The sequence below is a fragment of the Hahella sp. NBU794 genome, assembly GCF_050749805.1.
Lineage (GTDB): Bacteria > Pseudomonadota > Gammaproteobacteria > Pseudomonadales > Oleiphilaceae > Hahella.
This window is the reverse complement of sequence record NZ_CP192738.1, coordinates 930444-948781: the sequence shown is the minus strand read 5'-3', so window position 1 is coordinate 948781 and position 18338 is coordinate 930444. Positions and strand designations below refer to the sequence as shown.

The window sequence follows — 18338 nt, the reverse complement described above, 5'->3', positions numbered from 1 at the left end:
GGCGGTTATCAAAACGAGCAAATGCTTATTTAGTTCCCGTTGAACCAAAGCCGCCTGCGCCACGAGAGCTATCATTAAAATCGTCAACAATCTCAAAACCAACCTGCACCACAGGCACAATCACCATCTGCGCTATACGTTCGCCAACATTAATAGTGAATGCATCCTTCCCTCTGTTCCAACATGAGACCATGACCTCGCCTTGATAGTCCGAGTCAATCAGACCAACCAGATTCCCCAGGACGATTCCGTGCTTATGTCCCAAGCCTGAACGGGGCAGTAGCATAGCCGCCAATCCGGGGTCAGAAAGATGAATCGCCATTCCCGTGGGTATAAGCGTAGTCTCCCCTGGTTGAAGCGTGACAGGTTCCGCCAGACAGGCGCGCAAATCCAGACCAGCGGAGCCGTCAGTTGCGTATGCGGGTAGTGGGATTTCCTTGCCCAGACGTTTATCCAGAACCTTCACGAGTAATGCTTGTTTCATGAAACTCAGACCAAATTCAATTATCAGTAGATAGTGTTTTTCGATATTGCTGGACGATATGAGACATTAATTGTCCCGCCAGCGCCTGCTTGGATTGTTTAGCTATTGGAATCACCTCATCGCGGCTGATGAGAGAAACTTCGTTTTCATCGCTGTTAAAACCGATGTCTTTGCGAGAAACATCATTCGCGACGATCAGATTAATATTTTTACGCTCCAACTTGCCCCGCGCGTACTCTTCCACTTTCTGGGTTTCCGCAGCAAAGCCAACCGTAAATGGAGCGTTTTGCAAGGCGGCGATATCCGCGAGAATGTCAGGGTTGCGCGTCAATGTAATCTGTAGCTGTTCAGCGGACTTTTTCATTTTTTGGTCAGCCGTAGCTACAGGCCGATAATCCGCGACCGCCGCTGCGGAAATGAAGATATCAGCACCCGCCTGCACCGCAGCCAAGGCTTCCGTATGCATTTCCAATGCGCCTTCCACATTAACGACCTTCACTCCGCCGGGCTTAGCCAAGGCAACCGGACCGGAGATCAAAGTGACCTGAGCCCCCATCCCGGCCGCAGCCTCCGCCAAGGCATACCCCATTTTTCCTGAGCTGTCGTTACTGATGTAACGCACCGGGTCAATACGTTCACGGGTCGGCCCGGCGGTAATCACGACATTGCAGTTCCTGAGCTGATCTCCCAAGGCGAAAAACGCTTCCGTCAAAGCAAGCATAGCAGCCGGCTCCAACATCCGCCCGGGACCCAAGTCACCACAGGCTTGCTCACCCGCATCGGGCCCCCAAATAAAGGTACGAGGTCGCAGCGAAACCAGTTTTTGCACATTCGCCTGAGTCATTGGATTGCGCCACATGGCTTGGTTCATCGCAGGAGCCACCGCCAACGGCGCTTCACTGGCGAGCAGCACAGTGGCGAGTAAATCATCCGCTAATCCGCCCGCGACTCGGGCGATAGCATCCGCGGATGCAGGCGCAACAATGATTAAGTCCGCCCAGCGTGCCAATTCGATATGCCCCATCCCCATCTCGGCTTCTGGGTCCAAAAGACTGTCTCTAACGGGTCTGCCTGATAGCGCCTGGAAGGTTAACGGGGTGATAAACGCTTTTGCGCCTGACGTCATCAACACTTGTATTTCAGCGCCGCTTTTTACCAACAATCGGGTTAGTTCAGCGCATTTATAGGCGGCGATTCCACCCGTGATCGCCAGTAAAACTTTTCTGCCGGTAAGCATCGCGTTACTTCACTCTGTCCCCGTTTTGACTGGGGCTAAGATAGCACCAGTCCGTTTTTTTTTCATCGCATTTGTATATAATAGCGGCCGTTTTGATTGCCGCAGCATATCAAAGCAAAGATGTATTTAATGGATGAACAAATCAGTAAAGGGATTTTGTATGCCTATCTCCGATTGGCCAAAGGCCGACCGTCCTCGCGAAAAGCTTATCGCCCATGGCGCCAGCAAATTAAGTGAAACCGAACTTCTCGCTATATTCTTCCGAACCGGCTCTCGCGGCCGCAGCGCGGTGGATCTTGCTCGCGACACCATTAACCAGTTCGGCGGGCTTCGCCCCTTACTGGACGCCAGCTTGGATGAATTCACCCAGGTTCCTGGTTTAGGCGAAGCAAAATACAGTCAATTGCAGGCGGCGACGGAACTCGCCAAGCGCTACCTGCAGGAAAAAATGCAGCGAAGCCATAATCTCACCAGCCCCGAACTGACGCGGGAATATCTGAGCGCCCACCTGCGACATTATCCTTATGAAGTTTTCGCCGCCCTATTTCTGGACAACCAACATCGCGTCATCGCCTACGAAGAGTTATTCCGCGGAACTATCGACTCCGCCAGCGTGCACCCACGAGAAGTGGTGCGCAGAGTGCTAAAACACAACGCGGCGGCTATAATATTCGCTCACAATCATCCGTCCGGCGTCGCAGAGCCGAGTCTTAGCGACAAGGAAATCACAGAAACTCTCCGCAAAGCGCTGAGATTGGTTGACGTGCGAGTTCTGGACCATATGATTGTCGGCGACGGAGAAGTCGTTTCTCTGGCGGAGCGGGGTTGGATTTAAACTCTCCGCCCATATAAAGAAGCGCTTGCGACTGAAAAGCATAAAGAGATGCGCCAAGCCCTCTGGAAATTGTGCAAAAAATGCAAAATATTTTGCCTTGAAAGCCTCTTTCTGCTATAAAGTCGTGCTCATTTTTACGGGTCTGGGTAAAGCGGGAAATTCTCCACCCAGAAGCAGGAATTTTTCAGTACCAACGTTTGGTTGGAGGCGAGTCAAATGTCTAGAGTTTGTCAGGTTACGGGCAAAGGCCCAATAACTGGTAACAATGTTTCTCACGCAAACAACAAAACCAAGCGCCGTTTTCTTCCGAATCTGCAAACTCATCGTTTCTGGGTCGAGAATGAAAAGCGCTTCGTTAAGTTGCGTGTTTCTACTAAAGGTATGCGAATCATCGATAAAGTCGGCATTGATAAAGTGCTGAGCGATATTCGCGCACGTGGCGGCAAGGTTTAAGGAGCTATATTATGCGCGAGAAGATCAGATTGGTTTCTTCAGCTGGAACCGGCCATTTCTACACTACTACTAAAAATAAGCGCACTATGCCTGAGAAAATGGAGATCAAAAAATTTGATCCTGTTGTTCGCAAGCACGTTGCTTATAAAGAAGCCAAGATCAAGTAAGCATCTTACTTCTTCAAGATAACGGCCAAGCCCTTTCAGCTTGGCTGATGAAAGCCCGGCCTAGTCGGGTTTTTTTATGCCTTTCCTTTTCCATACTCTACTGGCAACGCCACATCTACCGCAACAGGGAGGTGGTCAGACACGGGAAAACATACCACACCAGCGTTTCTGATCTGCAACCCAGGGCTAACCATAATATGATCAAGAGACCGCTCAGGACGCCAGCTCGGAAAGGTATTCACTCGCTCAGGTAAAGACACCAGAGTCGTACGCCCCAGCGCCGTAGAGCTTAGCAACTGTTCCGCATGGTTGTTCAGATCCCCCATCAAAACAACATGCTCATATCCGTCAATTAACTCGCAGACATGCTCCAATTGCTGACATTGCGCCTTTTCACCCAATGACAGGTGCAACATCACCACAACAAGAGGATTAGTGGGATCGCCATAAGTTGCGATAATCGCGCCCCGTCCAGGAATAACGCCAGGCAACTTATGTTGCGTAACCGAGTTCGGCCGATAACGACTCAACAGCCCATTACTGTGCTGAGCAATACGCCCAAGATTTCGATTCAACTGTTGAAACCAGTACGGATGCCCGCTCTTCTCAGCCAGATATTCCACCTGATTGACAAAGCCGCTACGAATACTGCCGCCATCGCACTCCTGCAGCGCTACCACATCATACTGGCTCAGCAAAGCAGCGATACGATCAAGGTTTTTATTACGAGACTGACTAGGCAAAACATGCTGCCAGCTACGCGTTACATAATGACGATATGCCGCAGTCGAAATGCCTACCTGGATATTAAAACTGAGAAGACGGATATGTCTGTGATGGGGAAACTCTTCAGCTGCATTCATGTCGCCCTCCATGACTGGAGAGCGACGGGGTAGTAGGGCGCCAAACTTATCTCTGAACTTTTGATACACGCCCCAGCACTCCTACTACGTTAGTTTAGTTAGCGCCCTCTCAAGAACCTTTTGCCTGACGCTCTTTATCTATCAGGAAGTCGGCAACCTTCAGCATATCCTCGTAAGTACCGCCACGAATAGCGTCTATACGGTATTTACCATTGACCACCAACGCAGGCACCCCTGTCGCACGGGCAGAAAGCGCACGTGAAGCGGCTTGCTCAACTTTGGACTTCACACTGAAAGAATTATAGGCCTTTTTAAACTGTGCTTCTTCCACGCCATACTCAGCGAAGAATTTAGCCAAGTCATCTTCGGAGTTGATGGACTGGTGATCTCTCGCCAGCGCGTCGAACAGCGGCTGATGCATTTTTTCTGAAACGTCCAATGCTTCCGCCGTGTAGAAAGCCTGGGCATGAGCCTTCCAGATCTTATTGAAAGCCGCTGGCGAACGGAAGAAGCTTACATCTTCCGGCAAACTCTTTTTCCAGGCGTTAACCAGAGGATCAAACTTGTAACAGTGAGGACAGCCGTACCAAAACAACTCCACCACTTCGATCTTAGAAGCGTCGCGCACCGGAATCTGCGCCGGCAACGTCTTATAGTGCTGTCCTTCAACATAAGTCTCAGCCCTGGCCGCCAGAGCAACCAGACCCAAAGTCATTATTAATAGAATCCTGGCGAACTTCCGCATTTACGATCTCCGAGCTCCGTTGATTAGAAAATATTTGCAGGCATGCTGTAAGGAAAAAAGTTTTACCTCTTAGCATTCATTATGCAACTCCAGAGCCTAGCTTATGACAAACAATTAATATGGCTGCAAGCTGCGCATAACAAAAAAGGCGGCCAAAGCCGCCTTTTTCGAACTGGTATATTCCAGGCTGCGATTAGTGCAGGCCCAGAATATAGTTAGCTAATGCTTTGATCTCTGCATCGCTCATATTGGCGGCGATGTCGCGCATGATGCGGGTCTCGCCATCATTGGATCGGTCGCCAGAACGGAAGTTCTGTAATTGCTTGGCGACATAGTCAGAATGCTGGCCGCTTAGACGAGGAAATCCTGCTGGGAAGTTGCCTGCACCATTGGGAGAATGGCAACCGGAACAGGCGGGGATGCCTTTGGCGGCGTTACCTGCGCGATAAAGCGACTCGCCCTTCTCTAGAGAAGCCTCACTGGCGGAGCCGACTGTTGCAGGCTGACTGGCGAAGTATGCGGCGATATCCTCGATATCCTGGTCCGACAGGTTATCTGTCAATCCAGCCATTTCCGGCACTGCGCGATTTCCGGACTTGATATCGTGAATCTGTTTAATCAGATATCTTTCCCCCTGCCCCGCCAGTTTGGGGAAGTTGGGAACGGCGCTGTTACCGTCAGCACCATGGCAGGCCGCGCAAACTGCAGATTTGGTCTGTCCCGCCTTAGGGTCTCCCTCAGCGTGCGCCAGGCCAACCATACCCATCGCCAGCACCAAACCAGTTACGAAAATTCTCATTGTTGACCCCATCAGCTACCTATTTAATTTGCAATTACATTGTTGAGGCGCTTTGATCCAAGATACCCCAAGCACAATCAGTATCTTATTTTACCAATTCGCGCATGCTGCAATTACGTGAAAAGAACTGGATTATCTTTCCACGCCCTTAAAACGGTCTGGTATTATACATAAAACACTCAAAACATGAACGAATAAACAACGCGACATCGTCATTCAAAAACGCAGCCTCAAAGCGATGCTGCATCCACTCATTTTTCGATATTTGCAAGCATTAAAGGTATGACCCAAACCACCAAACGCCCCGTCTCATATCAAAGCGCCCGCTTCCTTATGAGCGCAGAACAGTTGCAGCAGTGTCCGCCTGATATGGGCGTAGAGGTCGCCTTCGCCGGACGCTCTAATGCAGGAAAATCCAGCGCTCTGAACGCGATCACCCAAAACGGGAAACTGGCGAAGACATCCAAGACGCCGGGCCGCACCCAGCTTATTAACTTCTTTACCCTGAATAGCGAAGGCTGCCGACTGGTCGATCTTCCAGGTTATGGCTACGCCAAAGTACCGAAAGCCATGCTTGAAAAGTGGCGGAGCAATTTGCAGCGCTATTTAGAACACAGATTGACGCTAAACGCTTTGATCCTGGTCATGGATATCCGACATCCTCTCAGCCCCTTTGACTGCAGCATGCTTGACTGGTGCGAAGCGCGGGGACTGCCGACACTGGTGTTGCTGACGAAAGCAGACAAACTCAAGTTCGGCCCCGCCAAAAGTGCGCTTCAAGAGGTAAGAAAAGAGCTGAAGAAGAATTGGAAGTTCCCTGTCGAAGCGCAGCTCTTTTCCTCCGTCAGCAAAACGGGAGTTGAAGAAGCCCACGCGTTTATGGACCGCTTTTTTATCCCGCCTGACGACACGGCTTTAGATATTGAGGAAACCGCTGAGCCCCAGGCATAAACATCTCACGACCAGCGACTCATAGACCCAGGTCATTGAGAACGCTGGGGGAGTAATTCTGCTGTAATCCGGTCACTTGATCATAAAACGCGGGTTGCAGATACGGCGCTTCCAGACAAATAACCTGATATATCCCATGTTTGAGAGTGTCTTTACGGATCAAGGCGCTCTCTTCTCCTGCGGCAGTTTTTAGAAACGACATCCAGTTCGTCACCACCAGCCAGACATTTAAAGCCAGAGATCGACGCAAGTGGTCGGAAACCGGCCTTAAAATACCAGACAGCTCCATTCCCCGGATGATATTCACCACACTGCCGATACAGCGCTGCGTGAATTTACGATAGTCAGCCTTCAAGCGCTCATCTGACTCAAGATAATGCTCCAGATCCCGATGGAAAAAACGGTAGCTCCACAAGCCATCGAATACTGACTCAAGATAATCAAACTGATCCTCAACAGTCAGTGGCCGTCCCTCCGGGGCTTGTAGATAGTGGTCGACCAGCAGTTGATACTGTAAAAAAATCTCGTAAATAATGTCCGTTTTATTGCGAAAGTGATAATAGAGATTGCCCGGAGAAATGCCCAAATGAGAGGCGATATGATTAGTAGTGATGTTGCGTTCTCCGCGCTCATTAAATAAATCCAGACTGGCTAAAATTATCTTTTCTCTAGTGTTCATTACGACTGCTCTGATCCAAACCGGCGGCTTTCATTATGAATAGTTCCTTCTACACATCCAGGCCTTGACACCTAGAGTATATACTCTAAAAATATAACCACTGATGCAAGCGTAGAAAAACAAAAATCAGCACCATGGGGCAAGACGCCCAGGAGGCGATAATGGCGGCGGACGTTCTCACGATCACAACTAGCAAGAAAGAAATTCAACACCTGCACCGGGCGTTTCAAGCGCAAAAGCGCGCGTTTGACCACGACCCCAATCCCAGTTACGAAGTGCGGCGCGACACCTTAATTCGCTTGAAAAAAGCGTTGCTGAACAACCAAGAGGCGCTGCTTGACGCCATTAATGAAGACTTTTCCTCCCGTTCTCGCGACGAAACGCTTTTAGCGGAGTTTATGCCCGCCATTCAAGGCATCAACTATACGCTTAAGCACCTTAAATCCTGGATGAAGCCTTCTCGCCGGCAAGTTGGCTTACTGTTTTTCGGTTCCGAAAATTCAGTCCACTATCAGGCGCTGGGTGTGGTAGGCGTTATCGTTCCCTGGAATTATCCTCTCAACCTGGCGGTTGGTCCTCTTATTACTGCATTAGCGGCAGGCAATCGGGCGATGATAAAAATGTCCGAGTATACGCCGCGCACTTCCCAGGTATTCCAGGACCTCATGGCCAACACCTTTAGCGAGGATCTGGTTTCCGTAATCGTTGGCGAAGCGGATGTCGCCGCCGAGTTCTCTCGCCAGCCATTTGACCACCTGATATTCACTGGCTCCACTACTGTCGGACGCATGGTCATGCGCGCCGCGGCGGAAAACCTGACGCCCGTGACGCTTGAACTGGGCGGCAAGTCTCCCGCTGTCATCTCGAAAAACCTTCCGATTACTGACGCAGCCGAGCGCATAGCATTTGGCAAAGCCTTTAACGCCGGCCAAACCTGCATTGCGCCGGATTATGTCTTGTGTCCTGAGGATAAGGTCGAGCCTTTTATAGACGCCTTCAGGGAAAAGTTTCGCAAGCTGTATGCAACATTGAAGGACAACCCGGACTACACCGCGATTATCAACGATCGCCAACACAAACGTCTTTGCGGCTATTTAAAAGATGCGGAGGACAAAGGCGCTACATTGATTGAATTGAATCCGGCCAATGAAGATTTCAGCCGCGGCACCCGCAAACTCCCATTGACGCTGATTATCAACGCCACGCCAGAGATGAAAGTGTTGCAGGAGGAAATATTCGGACCTCTGTTGCCGATAGTTCCCTACCACTCCATCGATGACGCCATTCGCTACATTAACAACCGTCCTCGCCCTTTGGCGCTCTATTACTTCGGCTACAAGAAAAGCGAGCAGAAACATTTGCTGGAGCGTACTCACGCAGGCGGCGTCTGCATCAACGATACCCTCGTACACTTCGCCCAGGACGACCTGCCGTTTGGCGGCATCGGCGAGTCTGGCATGGGGCACTATCACGGCAAGGAAGGCTTTCTCACCTTCTCCAACCACAAAGCCGTGCATACAAAGCAGCGCTTCCACAGCGGAAAAATCATCTTTCCCCCTCATGGCACACTGCTGCATCAATTGGTATACAAGCTGTTCCTGCGTTAGCAGGAGCAGCCGAACGCTCGCCGATAGACGCCTCCAGCGACTCAACTTGCGCCGCGCCTTCAGGGCGCGTAGCCTATACGCGAATTGCGCGCCGTACAGGCTACGCGCCCACTTAACCCCATAACACCCCTTTAGCTGACGCCGGAATATTCCGTCTATGAATACCGTTATCTACCCAGGCACCTTTGACCCTATCACCAATGGTCATAAAGACTTGATCGCCCGCGCTTCGCGCATCTTCGATAAAGTAGTGGTGGCCGTTGCAGCCAGCCCGAAAAAGAATCCTCTGTTTTCACTGGAAGAGCGGGTGGACCTGGTGCGTCAGGTCGTCAAGCCGTTCTCCAACGTAGATGTAAAAGGGTTCAGCAACCTGTTAGCGGATTTCGTACAACAAAACCAGGCCAATATCATTCTCCGCGGGCTGCGCGCCGTGTCCGATTTTGAGTATGAGTTCCAGCTCGCCGACATGAACCGCAAGCTGGCTCCGAACGTGGAAAGCCTCTTTCTGACCCCTGCCAACCACCTCTCCTACATCTCCTCTACGCTTATCAGAGAAATCGCTGTGCTGGGCGGCGATGTGACGGAGTTTGTAGATCCAATCGTCTCTAAGGCCTTGCAACAACAATTCGCATTGCGCAAGTGATTCCAGGGTTGTGTTTTTGATACAATCGGCATGTTTCTAGAGCACTGTATAGTCGGATAGGGCGATAAAAGAGTGGCGGCGGCCACCCTGTCCGACAAGCATGAGGTACCTTATGGCGCTAATGATTACGGACGACTGCATCAACTGTGATGTATGCGAGCCGGAATGCCCGAATGAAGCGATTTCGCCGGGCGAAGAAATATATATTATCGACCCCAACAAATGCACTGAGTGCGTCGGCCACTATGACGAACCACAGTGCCAGCAGGTATGCCCTGTCGACTGTATTCCTCTGGACCCTAACAAGGTGGAAACCGAAGAGGAGCTGATGACGAAATATTACAAACTGACAGGCAACACGCCCGCCTAATATGCTTGCCGGGACGGACGCATAACTGTCCGTCCCCACCTTTATCTACTCATCCCCTTTCTATATAAGTTCGGCAATATATCCTCACTCTCTTTTACTTGTTTTTACCTGATATAAAGGACTTACCTTTATTAGTTCACGACATCTTTAAGCAATGTGAGCTAAACTTATAAACTGGAAATGTATTTCCAAACGGCGAAGCCGTCTCATCATTGTATTTTTGCTGGAGATAGATCATGGCTACCCGTGAGCGAGAAAAAGAAGCGGAAGACGAACAAATGACCGAAGCACAACGGCTGACGCTGCTTGAGAAAAGCATGTCGCTGAACCGCTTTTTCTTGCTGTTACTCGCCATGCTGATCGTCGTGACCTTATCCGTCACTATCACCGTCTCCATTATCAGCGCTATGGACAGCGGAGGCGATTCCGCAAAAACGGCGGAGATAGCAGACCTGCAAAACAAAGTGCAGGAGTTGCGACAGGAACTCCAGGCGACCCGCGAGCAGGTCGCAGCCCTGAATGCCGAGATTCCCACTATTAAAACCTCCATTGCAAACGGCAGCGCCCCCGCTTTTCAGCGCCTGTTGCTGAAGCAGGAAGCGAGCTACCAGGAGTTTATTCGCGGCGTCAAAGAAGGGATGTACGATCTGGCGCGCATGGTGCCGGGATCTCGCACGTGGCTGGAACTCTATAATGAAAAAATGGACCGCGCGCTCCAGTTTAGTCAGGAGCGCCAGCGTGAACTACAGCGCCTGAACACAGGCGGTGTGCTTATTGAGCCCGGCGGCTGAACAGGCCTGGTTCATTCGCCTTCGCTTTCAGACCCCATCAGAATGGACATCCAGCGGGTTTCTTCGCTGGAGTCCAACGCAATCTTCAGCATCATGGTTAACGGAACGGACAGCAGCATCCCCACCGGCCCCAGTATCCATCCCCAGAATACCAATGACAGAAACACCACCAGCGTAGACAGGCCCAATCCACGCCCCATGAACTTGGGCTCGATAATATTCCCCATCACCACATTGATCACGACATAGCCCGCGCCGGCGATGGCCGCATGACCCGGTCCCAGTTGGATCAAAGCCAGCAGCACAGCGGGGATCGCCGCGATGATCGACCCAATATTAGGGATAAAGTTGAACAGCAACGCCAGCACCGCCCATAGCAGCGCATAATCCACTCCCAACGCCAACAACATGATCCAAACTGTTAATCCCGTCACCAGACTGATGATGGTCTTTATCGACATGTAACGTTTTACGTTGTCGAGAAACAAGTCCATACGCTCGAAAGCCATGCGTCCCTCAAAGGCGCGATGCAGCTTATTGGGCAGCACCGTAGCCTCAAACACCATAAAAATTACGGTCAAAACGATGAGAAACGCGTTGGACAACACGCCCCCTAGTCCTCCCAGCATATTCACGGCGGTCTTGAGCAGCGAGCCAGGGTTGAAGTAATTCTTCACAACTCCCTGCGAGATATGTATCCCCATTGAGTTCAACCAATTAATAAACTCCCCGCTAATCCCCTGCAGGCGCTCCTGATAAAAATCCAGGTTTTCCTTAAAGTCCGCCAACGACGAAGCAATGACGCTCACTACCAGCAATTGCGCACAGGTGATTCCCACCAGCACCAGTATTAATGAAAGCCAGGCGGGTACGCCCTTGGACTGAAGGAAGACAAATGGCGGCGTGCACAAAATGGCGAAAAAAGCGGAAAGGAGAAAAACAGAGACAATAGACTCCGCCTGTTTAATTCCGGCGGCGACAACGATAAACGCCGCCAGGGTAATTAAAAATCGCGCGCCTGCAGAAAATCCTGCCTGCTGAGACATAAAAGTGCTCCTGGAAATTACGGAGAGGGCTTCCTAGACGGAAGCCAGCTGAGTAAGCAAAAAGTTCTGGGCGTTGAAGCGCTCTTCACCCTCTTCCATCACCTTGCGCTCATAGGAGCCATCCGGCTGCAGAAGCCAAGCGTTGGAGTTATCCCGCAAATAGGCGTCCAGCTCGCTTTTGATGCGCTCCGCTAACTCTTTTCGCTCGATGGGGAAACAGGTCTCCACCCGATTCAACAGATTGCGCACCATCCAGTCCGCGCTGGAAGCATACACTTCGTATTTGCCATGATTGTGGAAATAAAAGGCGCGCGTATGTTCCAGAAAACGTCCGACAACCGAACGCACCTGAATATTTTCAGACACGCCGGGAATCCCCGGACGCAAGCAGCAAATGCCGCGAATAAGCAGATCAATACGCACCCCGGCCTGGGACGCTTCATACAGGGCAGTGATGACTTTGGGTTCGGTCAACGCATTGAACTTGGCGAGGATATACGCCTCTTTGCCCGCTTTTGCGTTCTCCGCCTCACGGCTGATCAGTCCAAGCAACTTGTCATGCAACGTGAACGGCGCGTGGAACAGCTTCCTGATTTTGAGCGCTTTGCCCATTCCGGTCAGCTGCAGGAATATCCTATGCACATCCTCACACAGGGCGTTCTCCGCGGTCAGCAAGCTGTAGTCCGTGTAAAGTCTGGCGTTGCTGGCATGGTAGTTGCCGGTGCCGAGGTGCACATAGCGCCGCAACTGGCCTTCCTCGCGACGGACGATCAAAATCATTTTGGCGTGAGTTTTAAAGCCCACCACGCCGTATACCACAATCACCCCCGCCTCCTGCAGGCGACTCGCCAGCTCCAGGTTTTCCGCCTCGTCGAAACGGGCGCGCAGCTCGATAACCGCCGTCACTTCCTTGCCTCGACGAGCCGCATCAGCCAAAGCCGCGACTATTTCAGACTGGCTGCCGGAGCGATACAGCGTCTGGCGAATCGCCAGCACATTGGGGTCTTTCGCAGCCTGACGCAGCAGGTCGATGACCGGCGTAAAACTCTGAAATGGATGCAGCAGCAGAATATCCTGCTTGGCGACGACCTCGAACAGGTTTTCTTTATGCCGCATTTCTTTGGGCAACCCTGGGGTGAATCCGGGGTATTGCAGATCAGGCCGGTTAACGAAGTCATTTACGGCAAGCAAACGCGTCAGGTTTACCGGGCCCGCAACGCGATAACACTCCGTCTCCGTCAGACCAAACTCTTGCAACAGAAACTGCACCAGCTCCTCAGGGCAGTTATCCGCCACCTCCAACCGCACCGCATCGCCAAAACGACGGCTGAGCAGCTCCCCGCGCAATGCCTGCGCCAAGTCTTCCATATCGTCTTCTTCCAGCACCAAGTCCGCGTTACGAGTAATGCGGAACTGGTACATGCCCTTCACCGTCATACCAGGGAACAAGTCGTCGGCATGAGCGTGAATAACGGAAGAAAGGAAAATCAGGTTATCGCCGCCTTCGCAGACTTCGTCTGGTAACCGCACCAATCTTGGTAATGAACGCGGAGCCGGGACGATCGCCATACCTGTCTCACGGCCAAAAGCGTCTTTGCCGTCCAGCTCAACGATAAAGTTCAGGCTTTTATTGACCAGACGGGGAAAGGGATGGCTGGGGTCCAGTCCAATGGGGTTGATGACTGGCAGCAATTCGCGCTCGAAATACTGGGCCACCCAATCCCGTTGAGTCGGCGTCCAGTCCGCGCGGCGCAGAAAGAAGATGTTCTCCTGCTCCAGAGCGGGAATCATCACATCGTTCAGCTCACTGTATTGCTGCTCTACCAGCTTGTGCGCCTGCTCGGCGATGTGCTGTAACGTCTGCGCCGGCGACATACCATCAGCGCCGACCGTTTCCCGTCCATACTTGATCTGCTGCTTAAGGCCCGCCACACGAATCTCGAAAAATTCGTCCATGTTGCTGCTGAAGATGCATGAGAACATCAGCCTCATCAGCAGCGGGTGAGAAGAATCCAAGACCTGATTCAACACTCGGGCGTTAAACTGCAGATGGCTCAGTTCACGGTTGAAGAAATACTCGGAACTGTTCAGGTCTATCACAGGGACCTGCGAGGAGTCTGCCTCCCCTTCTAACACATCGTTAACGGCAACCGTTGTCGAATCGGTACTCATGAAACTGTAATCCTTAAGCGTTTGTTGGTTATGTCTGTTTTAAATGTTGCGCCGCCTTCTTGGCGAAATAGGTCAAAATCCCATCGGAGCCGGCGCGCTTGATGCACGTCAGCGACTCCATCATCACCGCGGTCTCGTTCAGCCAGCCCTGCTGGGCCGCCGCCATATGCATGGCGTATTCGCCGCTGACCTGATATACAAATGTCGGAACCTGAAATTCGGATTTGGCTCGACGCACTATATCGAGGTAGGGCATACCAGGCTTGACCATGATCATGTCAGCGCCTTCGGCCAAATCCAGTGCGATTTCCTGCATGGCCTCATCGCTGTTGGCGGGGTCCATCTGATAGCTGTATTTATCGCTTTTCCCCAGATTGGCCGCCGAGCCGACCGCGTCACGGAATGGCCCATAATAAGCGGACGCATACTTCGCCGAATAAGCGAGTATCCTTGTATTAATATAGCTTTGTTTTTCCAAAGCGCCGCGCAACTCGCCGATGCGTCCGTCCATCATATCCGACGGAGCTACGACGTCCGCGCCCGCTTCAGCATGGGTAAGGCCTTGTTTGACAAGTACTTCTACAGTCTCATCATTGAGCACATAACCTTTGTCGTTAATCAGGCCGTCCTGCCCATGTGTAGTGTAAGGGTCCAGGGCCACGTCGGTGATCACGCCCAATTCGGGAAAACGGCTTTTAAGCGCGCGTACCGCTGTCGGGACCAGTCCTTCAGGATTATGGGCCTCCGCCGCGTTCTCGCTTTTGCCAGCAGCCGGGATCACAGGAAACAAAGCGATAGCGGGAATCCCCAGGCCCACCAGTTCCTCCGCCTCACGCAACAAATCCTCGACGTTGACCCGCTCAATCCCAGGCATAGAGTCGATTTTCTGCGCTTTCTCCTGGCCGGGAAGAACAAACATCGGGTAGATCAGATCATCGACGGTAAGCGTGGTTTCGCGCATCAGTCGACGAGAAAAGTTATCGTAACGCATGCGTCTCATGCGCACAGCCGGATATTGACGGGGGGTAAATGCCACGTAATCGCCCTCTATGCTGTCAGAAAATTTATCGCATCATGATAAGCCTTTGTTTTCATGAGCGCCACGCCATTTCCTCACCTCAGAGAAGGGATTTCAGGCAAGATAAATTGAACTATTCTCCTCAGTACGAGGTCTATTTCATCACTGACTTTTTAACGCCTTTGGGTTTCGGAAATAAGACATGAAAGCAAAAAGACTTGGCCTGTTATTGCTGTTGGCGTTGCTGATCGGCGCATTTTTCCTGTTCGATCTCAACCGCTACTTCAGCCTCGAGTATTTTGCGGAGCAACGGGAGGCGATATCCGCCTACACTACAGCCAACCCCTTCACCGCCGCCGCCATATATTTTCTCGTCTATGTAGTGGTTACAGGTCTGTCTTTGCCGGCGGCGACTGTTTTGACCCTGGTTGGCGGCGCTGTTTTTGGACTGTTCGAAGGGACCTTACTGGTGTCATTCGCCAGCGTAATCGGCTCCACCATCGCCTTTTTAGTTTCTCGTCTTTCCCTGCGCGACTGGGTGCAGGGCAGATTCGGCGACTCGCTGCAAGCTATTAACGCCGGCGTCGAGCGAGAGGGGGCGATGTACTTGTTTGGGCTCCGGTTGGTGCCGCTATTTCCGTTTTTCGTCATTAATCTTGTCATGGGGCTGACGCCAATTAAAACCCGCACTTTCTTCTGGGTCAGTCAATTAGGCATGCTCCCCGGCACCATTGTGTACGTCAACGCAGGCACTCAACTCGGACAAGTGCAATCCGCTTCAGGTATTTTGACTCCAGGACTGATTGCATCTTTCGTACTGCTGGGAATATTTCCTTTTATCGCCCGCCGCATCCTGGACGCGCTGAAAGCACGCAAAGCCTTGGCGGGAGTAGATAAGCCCGCTCACTTTGATCGTAATCTGGTGGTTATTGGCGCCGGCGCGGCGGGTCTGGTGACGTCCTACATCGCTGCGGCGGTAAAGGCCAGAGTCACCCTTATTGAAAAGCACAAAATGGGTGGAGACTGCCTGAACACAGGATGCGTGCCCAGCAAAGCGTTAATCAGGTCAGCAAAGATCGCCAATTATGTCGAACGCGCTGGCGAGTTTGGCGTGCAAACCAGTAACCCTACCGTGGATTTCGCCGCTGTCATGGAGCGCGTGCAGTCCGTGATCAAGCAAGTTGAACCTCACGACTCCGTGCAGCGTTACACCGACCTGGGTGTTGAGTGCCTCGAAGGCGAAGCGACTATCCTCGATCCTTACCGGGTAAAGGTGAACGGGCAGGTTTTAACTACTCGCAATATCGTCATCGCAACCGGAGCTCGCCCTTTTATCCCGACAATTCCGGGCCTGGACTCAGTGGAGTATTACACCTCCGATACAATCTGGAGCCTGCGCAACAAGCCAGAGCGTCTACTGATCATCGGCGGAGGGCCTATTGGCTGCGAACTCACCCAGGCGTTTCATCGCCTGGGCGTCAAGGTCACGCAACTGGACATGTCCCCCCGACTGATGCCAAGAGAAGATGCGGATGTATCCGCAGCGGTGGAGGCGCGTTTTCGTAACGAGGGCGTTGACTTGCGCTTGGGCTATAGCGCAAAAGCATTCAAGCGAGACGCCTCTGGAAACAGCTTGTTGGTCTGTGAAAAGGACGGAGAGGAAATAGAACTCGCCTTCGATAAAGTGCTGCTGGCGGTCGGGCGCAAAGCCAACACCAGCAATCTAGGGCTGGAAAAACTACAGCTAAACGTCAATAAAGACGGAACGCTAAGAGTAAATGAGTACTTACAGACAGAAATACCGACGATCTACGCAGCAGGCGATGTCGCAGGCCCTTATCAATTTACCCACACTGCCGCCCACCAGGCCTGGTACGCAGCGGTAAACAGCCTGTTTGGCGTCTTTCGAAAATTCAGAGCAGACTACCGGGTGATCCCCTGGGCGACTTTCACTGACCCCGAGGTCGCGCGCGTTGGATTGAATGAGCAGGACGCTATCGCTCGCAATATTCCCTACGAAGTCACCCGTTATGGCATTGACGACCTGGACCGCGCCATCGCCGACAGTGAAGCGCATGGATTTATTAAAGTATTGACCGTCCCCGGAAAAGACAAAATCCTCGGCGCCACTATCGTCGGTTACCATGCGGGCGAGCTGATTACGGAGTACATCACCGCAATGAAGCATGGCATTGGCCTCAACAAAATCCTGGGGGTTATCCACATCTACCCGACTTTGTCAGAAACCAATAAATACGCCGCTGGCGAGTGGAAACGCGCGCACGCGCCGCAAAAAGCGTTGCAATGGCTGGAGAAATGGCACCGCTGGAGGCGCAAGAGCGACACCGATATGAACTCTGCATTAGGGCAAAGCAACAACGAAGCTTAGTGCGGAGGCAGTTTGGGCGGCGCTCGGCAAACCGAGAAAGAGCCGCCCTCCTCCAACTCAGTTAGCGCCCCTATAAGAGCTAGTTTCTAATCACCGTATGCTGCACGACGCGGCTTGTCGCAGGTTGAACAAACTCGGCATCCGCTGTGAACTCGCCGCCCGATAATTGCGGGGCCAATCCAGCGCCGCCAAGGAAAAAAGCGGCCGCGAACAGAAATGCTCCCGTCGCCAGACAGCCTCCACCCAGCACCCGGGACGCCCAAATGCGGCGACGCTGTCTGCGATTGGTAAATAAAGCGCGCCAATGACATACATTGGTGGGCTCCTGCAAAAACACGCAGTTAAGCACGCGACGGCGCACGTGATGAACACTGTCCGCAGCGGTTTCATCCTGCTGACGCAGGTAGAGCACAATGATAAACAGGCAAATTGCCAGCACCACCGACCCCAGTAGGATATGCAACACGTCCACCTGTTGCCCTAACAGCATAGCGCCACCAAGAATACCGGCGACCAGCATGGTCATTGAGGCGATCATCAGCGCCACTAGACGGCCGATACGAGTGTGCTTGCGACGAGAGCGGGAGAACGAGAGTTGAACTTGGTCGCCAATCTGCAGACCAGCGATACATTTATCGTCAAGAGAAGTGAAGCGAATTCTATCGCCTTGCCATTGATATTCGATAACAGGAAAAAAGCTATATGACGCTTTGCCTGGCTGCGCGATTTTTTTACGCATGCCATAACCGGGCTCAAGCGAGACGACGCGCCCTTGAACGGCGTAAGCGCAGTGGAGAAACCGGGTGAACTCCCATATCAGGACCCACCCTGCAGTAATGAGCGTAAGGCCCATAAGCAGAATCAGGACGTCCATTGTGTTTTCCTTATTATTATCTTGTTTTCAACGCAATTTATTATTTGATGAGTGCACGCTGCGAAGGGAGAGTATAAAGAAGGAAAAATCTCACAGCAATAGCGTGACGCAGGTCTCAGGCAAGGAATTAAAGAAAAGCAAGGAGGGGGAATATTATTGACAATCAGAACAAAGACTTAATAGCAAAACCCGTAATCGCCGAGTCACCCGTCCGA

19 protein-coding genes are annotated in these 18338 nt (G+C 52.0%); 9 read left to right on the top strand and 10 right to left on the bottom strand.

What is annotated here, in order from left to right:
- Positions 1–25 precede the first annotated feature (25 nt).
- Complete coding sequence (gene dut, locus ACQYWX_RS04245) at positions 26–484, bottom strand: dUTP diphosphatase (protein WP_431687993.1); 459 nt, start codon at positions 482–484, stop codon at positions 26–28.
- 16 nt (positions 485–500) lie between these two features.
- Positions 501–1721 (bottom strand): bifunctional phosphopantothenoylcysteine decarboxylase/phosphopantothenate--cysteine ligase CoaBC, encoded by a 1221-nt coding sequence (coaBC, locus tag ACQYWX_RS04240; protein WP_431687992.1) that lies wholly within the window; start codon positions 1719–1721, stop codon positions 501–503.
- 160 nt (positions 1722–1881) lie between these two features.
- Between coaBC and radC the strand changes: the two genes are divergently transcribed.
- The 3 genes from radC to rpmG all read left to right on the top strand — a co-directional run bounded on the left by radC (position 1882) and on the right by rpmG (position 3176).
- Positions 1882–2556 carry a RadC family protein gene (gene radC, locus ACQYWX_RS04235; RefSeq protein ID WP_127968586.1) on the top strand — a complete coding sequence of 225 codons (675 nt, stop codon included), beginning with the start codon at positions 1882–1884 and terminating at the stop codon, positions 2554–2556.
- A 216-nt stretch (positions 2557–2772) separates the two neighbouring features.
- Positions 2773–3009 (top strand): 50S ribosomal protein L28, encoded by a 237-nt coding sequence (gene rpmB, locus ACQYWX_RS04230; RefSeq protein ID WP_127968585.1) that lies wholly within the window; start codon positions 2773–2775, stop codon positions 3007–3009.
- Between the two features lie 11 nt (positions 3010–3020).
- The gene (gene rpmG, locus ACQYWX_RS04225; RefSeq protein ID WP_011394978.1) at positions 3021–3176 is read left to right on the top strand and encodes a 50S ribosomal protein L33; all 156 of its coding nucleotides are present in this window, start codon (positions 3021–3023) and stop codon (positions 3174–3176) included.
- Positions 3177–3250: 74 nt separating this feature from the next.
- Here rpmG and ACQYWX_RS04220 read toward each other — a convergent pair whose 3' ends face one another.
- The 3 genes from ACQYWX_RS04220 to ACQYWX_RS04210 all read right to left on the bottom strand — a co-directional run bounded on the left by ACQYWX_RS04220 (position 3251) and on the right by ACQYWX_RS04210 (position 5583).
- Positions 3251–4039: an endonuclease/exonuclease/phosphatase family protein gene (locus ACQYWX_RS04220; protein WP_431687991.1), complete on the bottom strand. Its 789-nt coding sequence runs from the start codon at positions 4037–4039 to the stop codon at positions 3251–3253.
- A gap of 109 nt (positions 4040–4148) precedes the next feature.
- Positions 4149–4754 (bottom strand): thiol:disulfide interchange protein DsbA/DsbL, encoded by a 606-nt coding sequence (locus ACQYWX_RS04215; RefSeq protein WP_431687990.1) that lies wholly within the window; start codon positions 4752–4754, stop codon positions 4149–4151.
- 223 nt (positions 4755–4977) lie between these two features.
- The gene (locus tag ACQYWX_RS04210) at positions 4978–5583 is read right to left on the bottom strand and encodes a c-type cytochrome (protein ID WP_279504348.1); all 606 of its coding nucleotides are present in this window, start codon (positions 5581–5583) and stop codon (positions 4978–4980) included.
- Between the two features lie 282 nt (positions 5584–5865).
- Between ACQYWX_RS04210 and yihA the strand changes: the two genes are divergently transcribed.
- Positions 5866–6534: a ribosome biogenesis GTP-binding protein YihA/YsxC gene (yihA, locus tag ACQYWX_RS04205; RefSeq protein ID WP_431687989.1), complete on the top strand. Its 669-nt coding sequence runs from the start codon at positions 5866–5868 to the stop codon at positions 6532–6534.
- Positions 6535–6553: 19 nt separating this feature from the next.
- On the opposite strand, the gene ACQYWX_RS04200 is transcribed toward yihA, so the two are convergent.
- Entirely contained in the window at positions 6554–7213 is a 660-nt protein-coding gene (locus ACQYWX_RS04200) for a TetR/AcrR family transcriptional regulator (protein WP_216736514.1), read from the bottom strand.
- 161 nt (positions 7214–7374) lie between these two features.
- Here ACQYWX_RS04200 and ACQYWX_RS04195 point away from each other — a divergent pair, with 161 nt between their 5' ends.
- From ACQYWX_RS04195 to ACQYWX_RS04180, 4 genes are all read left to right on the top strand, one after another.
- Entirely contained in the window at positions 7375–8820 is a 1446-nt protein-coding gene (locus tag ACQYWX_RS04195; protein WP_431687988.1) for a coniferyl aldehyde dehydrogenase, read from the top strand.
- Positions 8821–8977: 157 nt separating this feature from the next.
- Positions 8978–9463 (top strand): pantetheine-phosphate adenylyltransferase, encoded by a 486-nt coding sequence (gene coaD, locus ACQYWX_RS04190; protein WP_279504342.1) that lies wholly within the window; start codon positions 8978–8980, stop codon positions 9461–9463.
- Positions 9464–9575: 112 nt separating this feature from the next.
- Positions 9576–9833 carry a YfhL family 4Fe-4S dicluster ferredoxin gene (locus ACQYWX_RS04185; protein ID WP_127968577.1) on the top strand — a complete coding sequence of 86 codons (258 nt, stop codon included), beginning with the start codon at positions 9576–9578 and terminating at the stop codon, positions 9831–9833.
- 236 nt (positions 9834–10069) lie between these two features.
- Entirely contained in the window at positions 10070–10624 is a 555-nt protein-coding gene (locus ACQYWX_RS04180) for a hypothetical protein (protein ID WP_216736511.1), read from the top strand.
- A gap of 11 nt (positions 10625–10635) precedes the next feature.
- Here ACQYWX_RS04180 and ACQYWX_RS04175 read toward each other — a convergent pair whose 3' ends face one another.
- The 3 genes from ACQYWX_RS04175 to hemB are packed head-to-tail and all read right to left on the bottom strand — an operon-like array spanning position 10636 to position 14878.
- On the bottom strand, positions 10636–11670 hold the full coding sequence (locus ACQYWX_RS04175; RefSeq protein WP_431687987.1) for an AI-2E family transporter: 1035 nt from the start codon (positions 11668–11670) through the stop codon (positions 10636–10638).
- Positions 11671–11703: 33 nt separating this feature from the next.
- The gene (gene ppk1, locus ACQYWX_RS04170; RefSeq protein ID WP_279504334.1) at positions 11704–13842 is read right to left on the bottom strand and encodes a polyphosphate kinase 1; all 2139 of its coding nucleotides are present in this window, start codon (positions 13840–13842) and stop codon (positions 11704–11706) included.
- A 28-nt stretch (positions 13843–13870) separates the two neighbouring features.
- The gene (hemB, locus tag ACQYWX_RS04165) at positions 13871–14878 is read right to left on the bottom strand and encodes a porphobilinogen synthase (RefSeq protein WP_431687986.1); all 1008 of its coding nucleotides are present in this window, start codon (positions 14876–14878) and stop codon (positions 13871–13873) included.
- 184 nt (positions 14879–15062) lie between these two features.
- Here hemB and ACQYWX_RS04160 point away from each other — a divergent pair, with 184 nt between their 5' ends.
- Entirely contained in the window at positions 15063–17249 is a 2187-nt protein-coding gene (locus ACQYWX_RS04160) for an FAD-dependent oxidoreductase (protein WP_431687985.1), read from the top strand.
- Between the two features lie 79 nt (positions 17250–17328).
- Here the strand turns inward: ACQYWX_RS04160 and ACQYWX_RS04155 are convergent, their stop codons facing one another.
- On the bottom strand, positions 17329–18123 hold the full coding sequence (locus ACQYWX_RS04155) for a DUF3592 domain-containing protein (protein WP_279504330.1): 795 nt from the start codon (positions 18121–18123) through the stop codon (positions 17329–17331).
- Positions 18124–18338 lie beyond the last annotated feature (215 nt).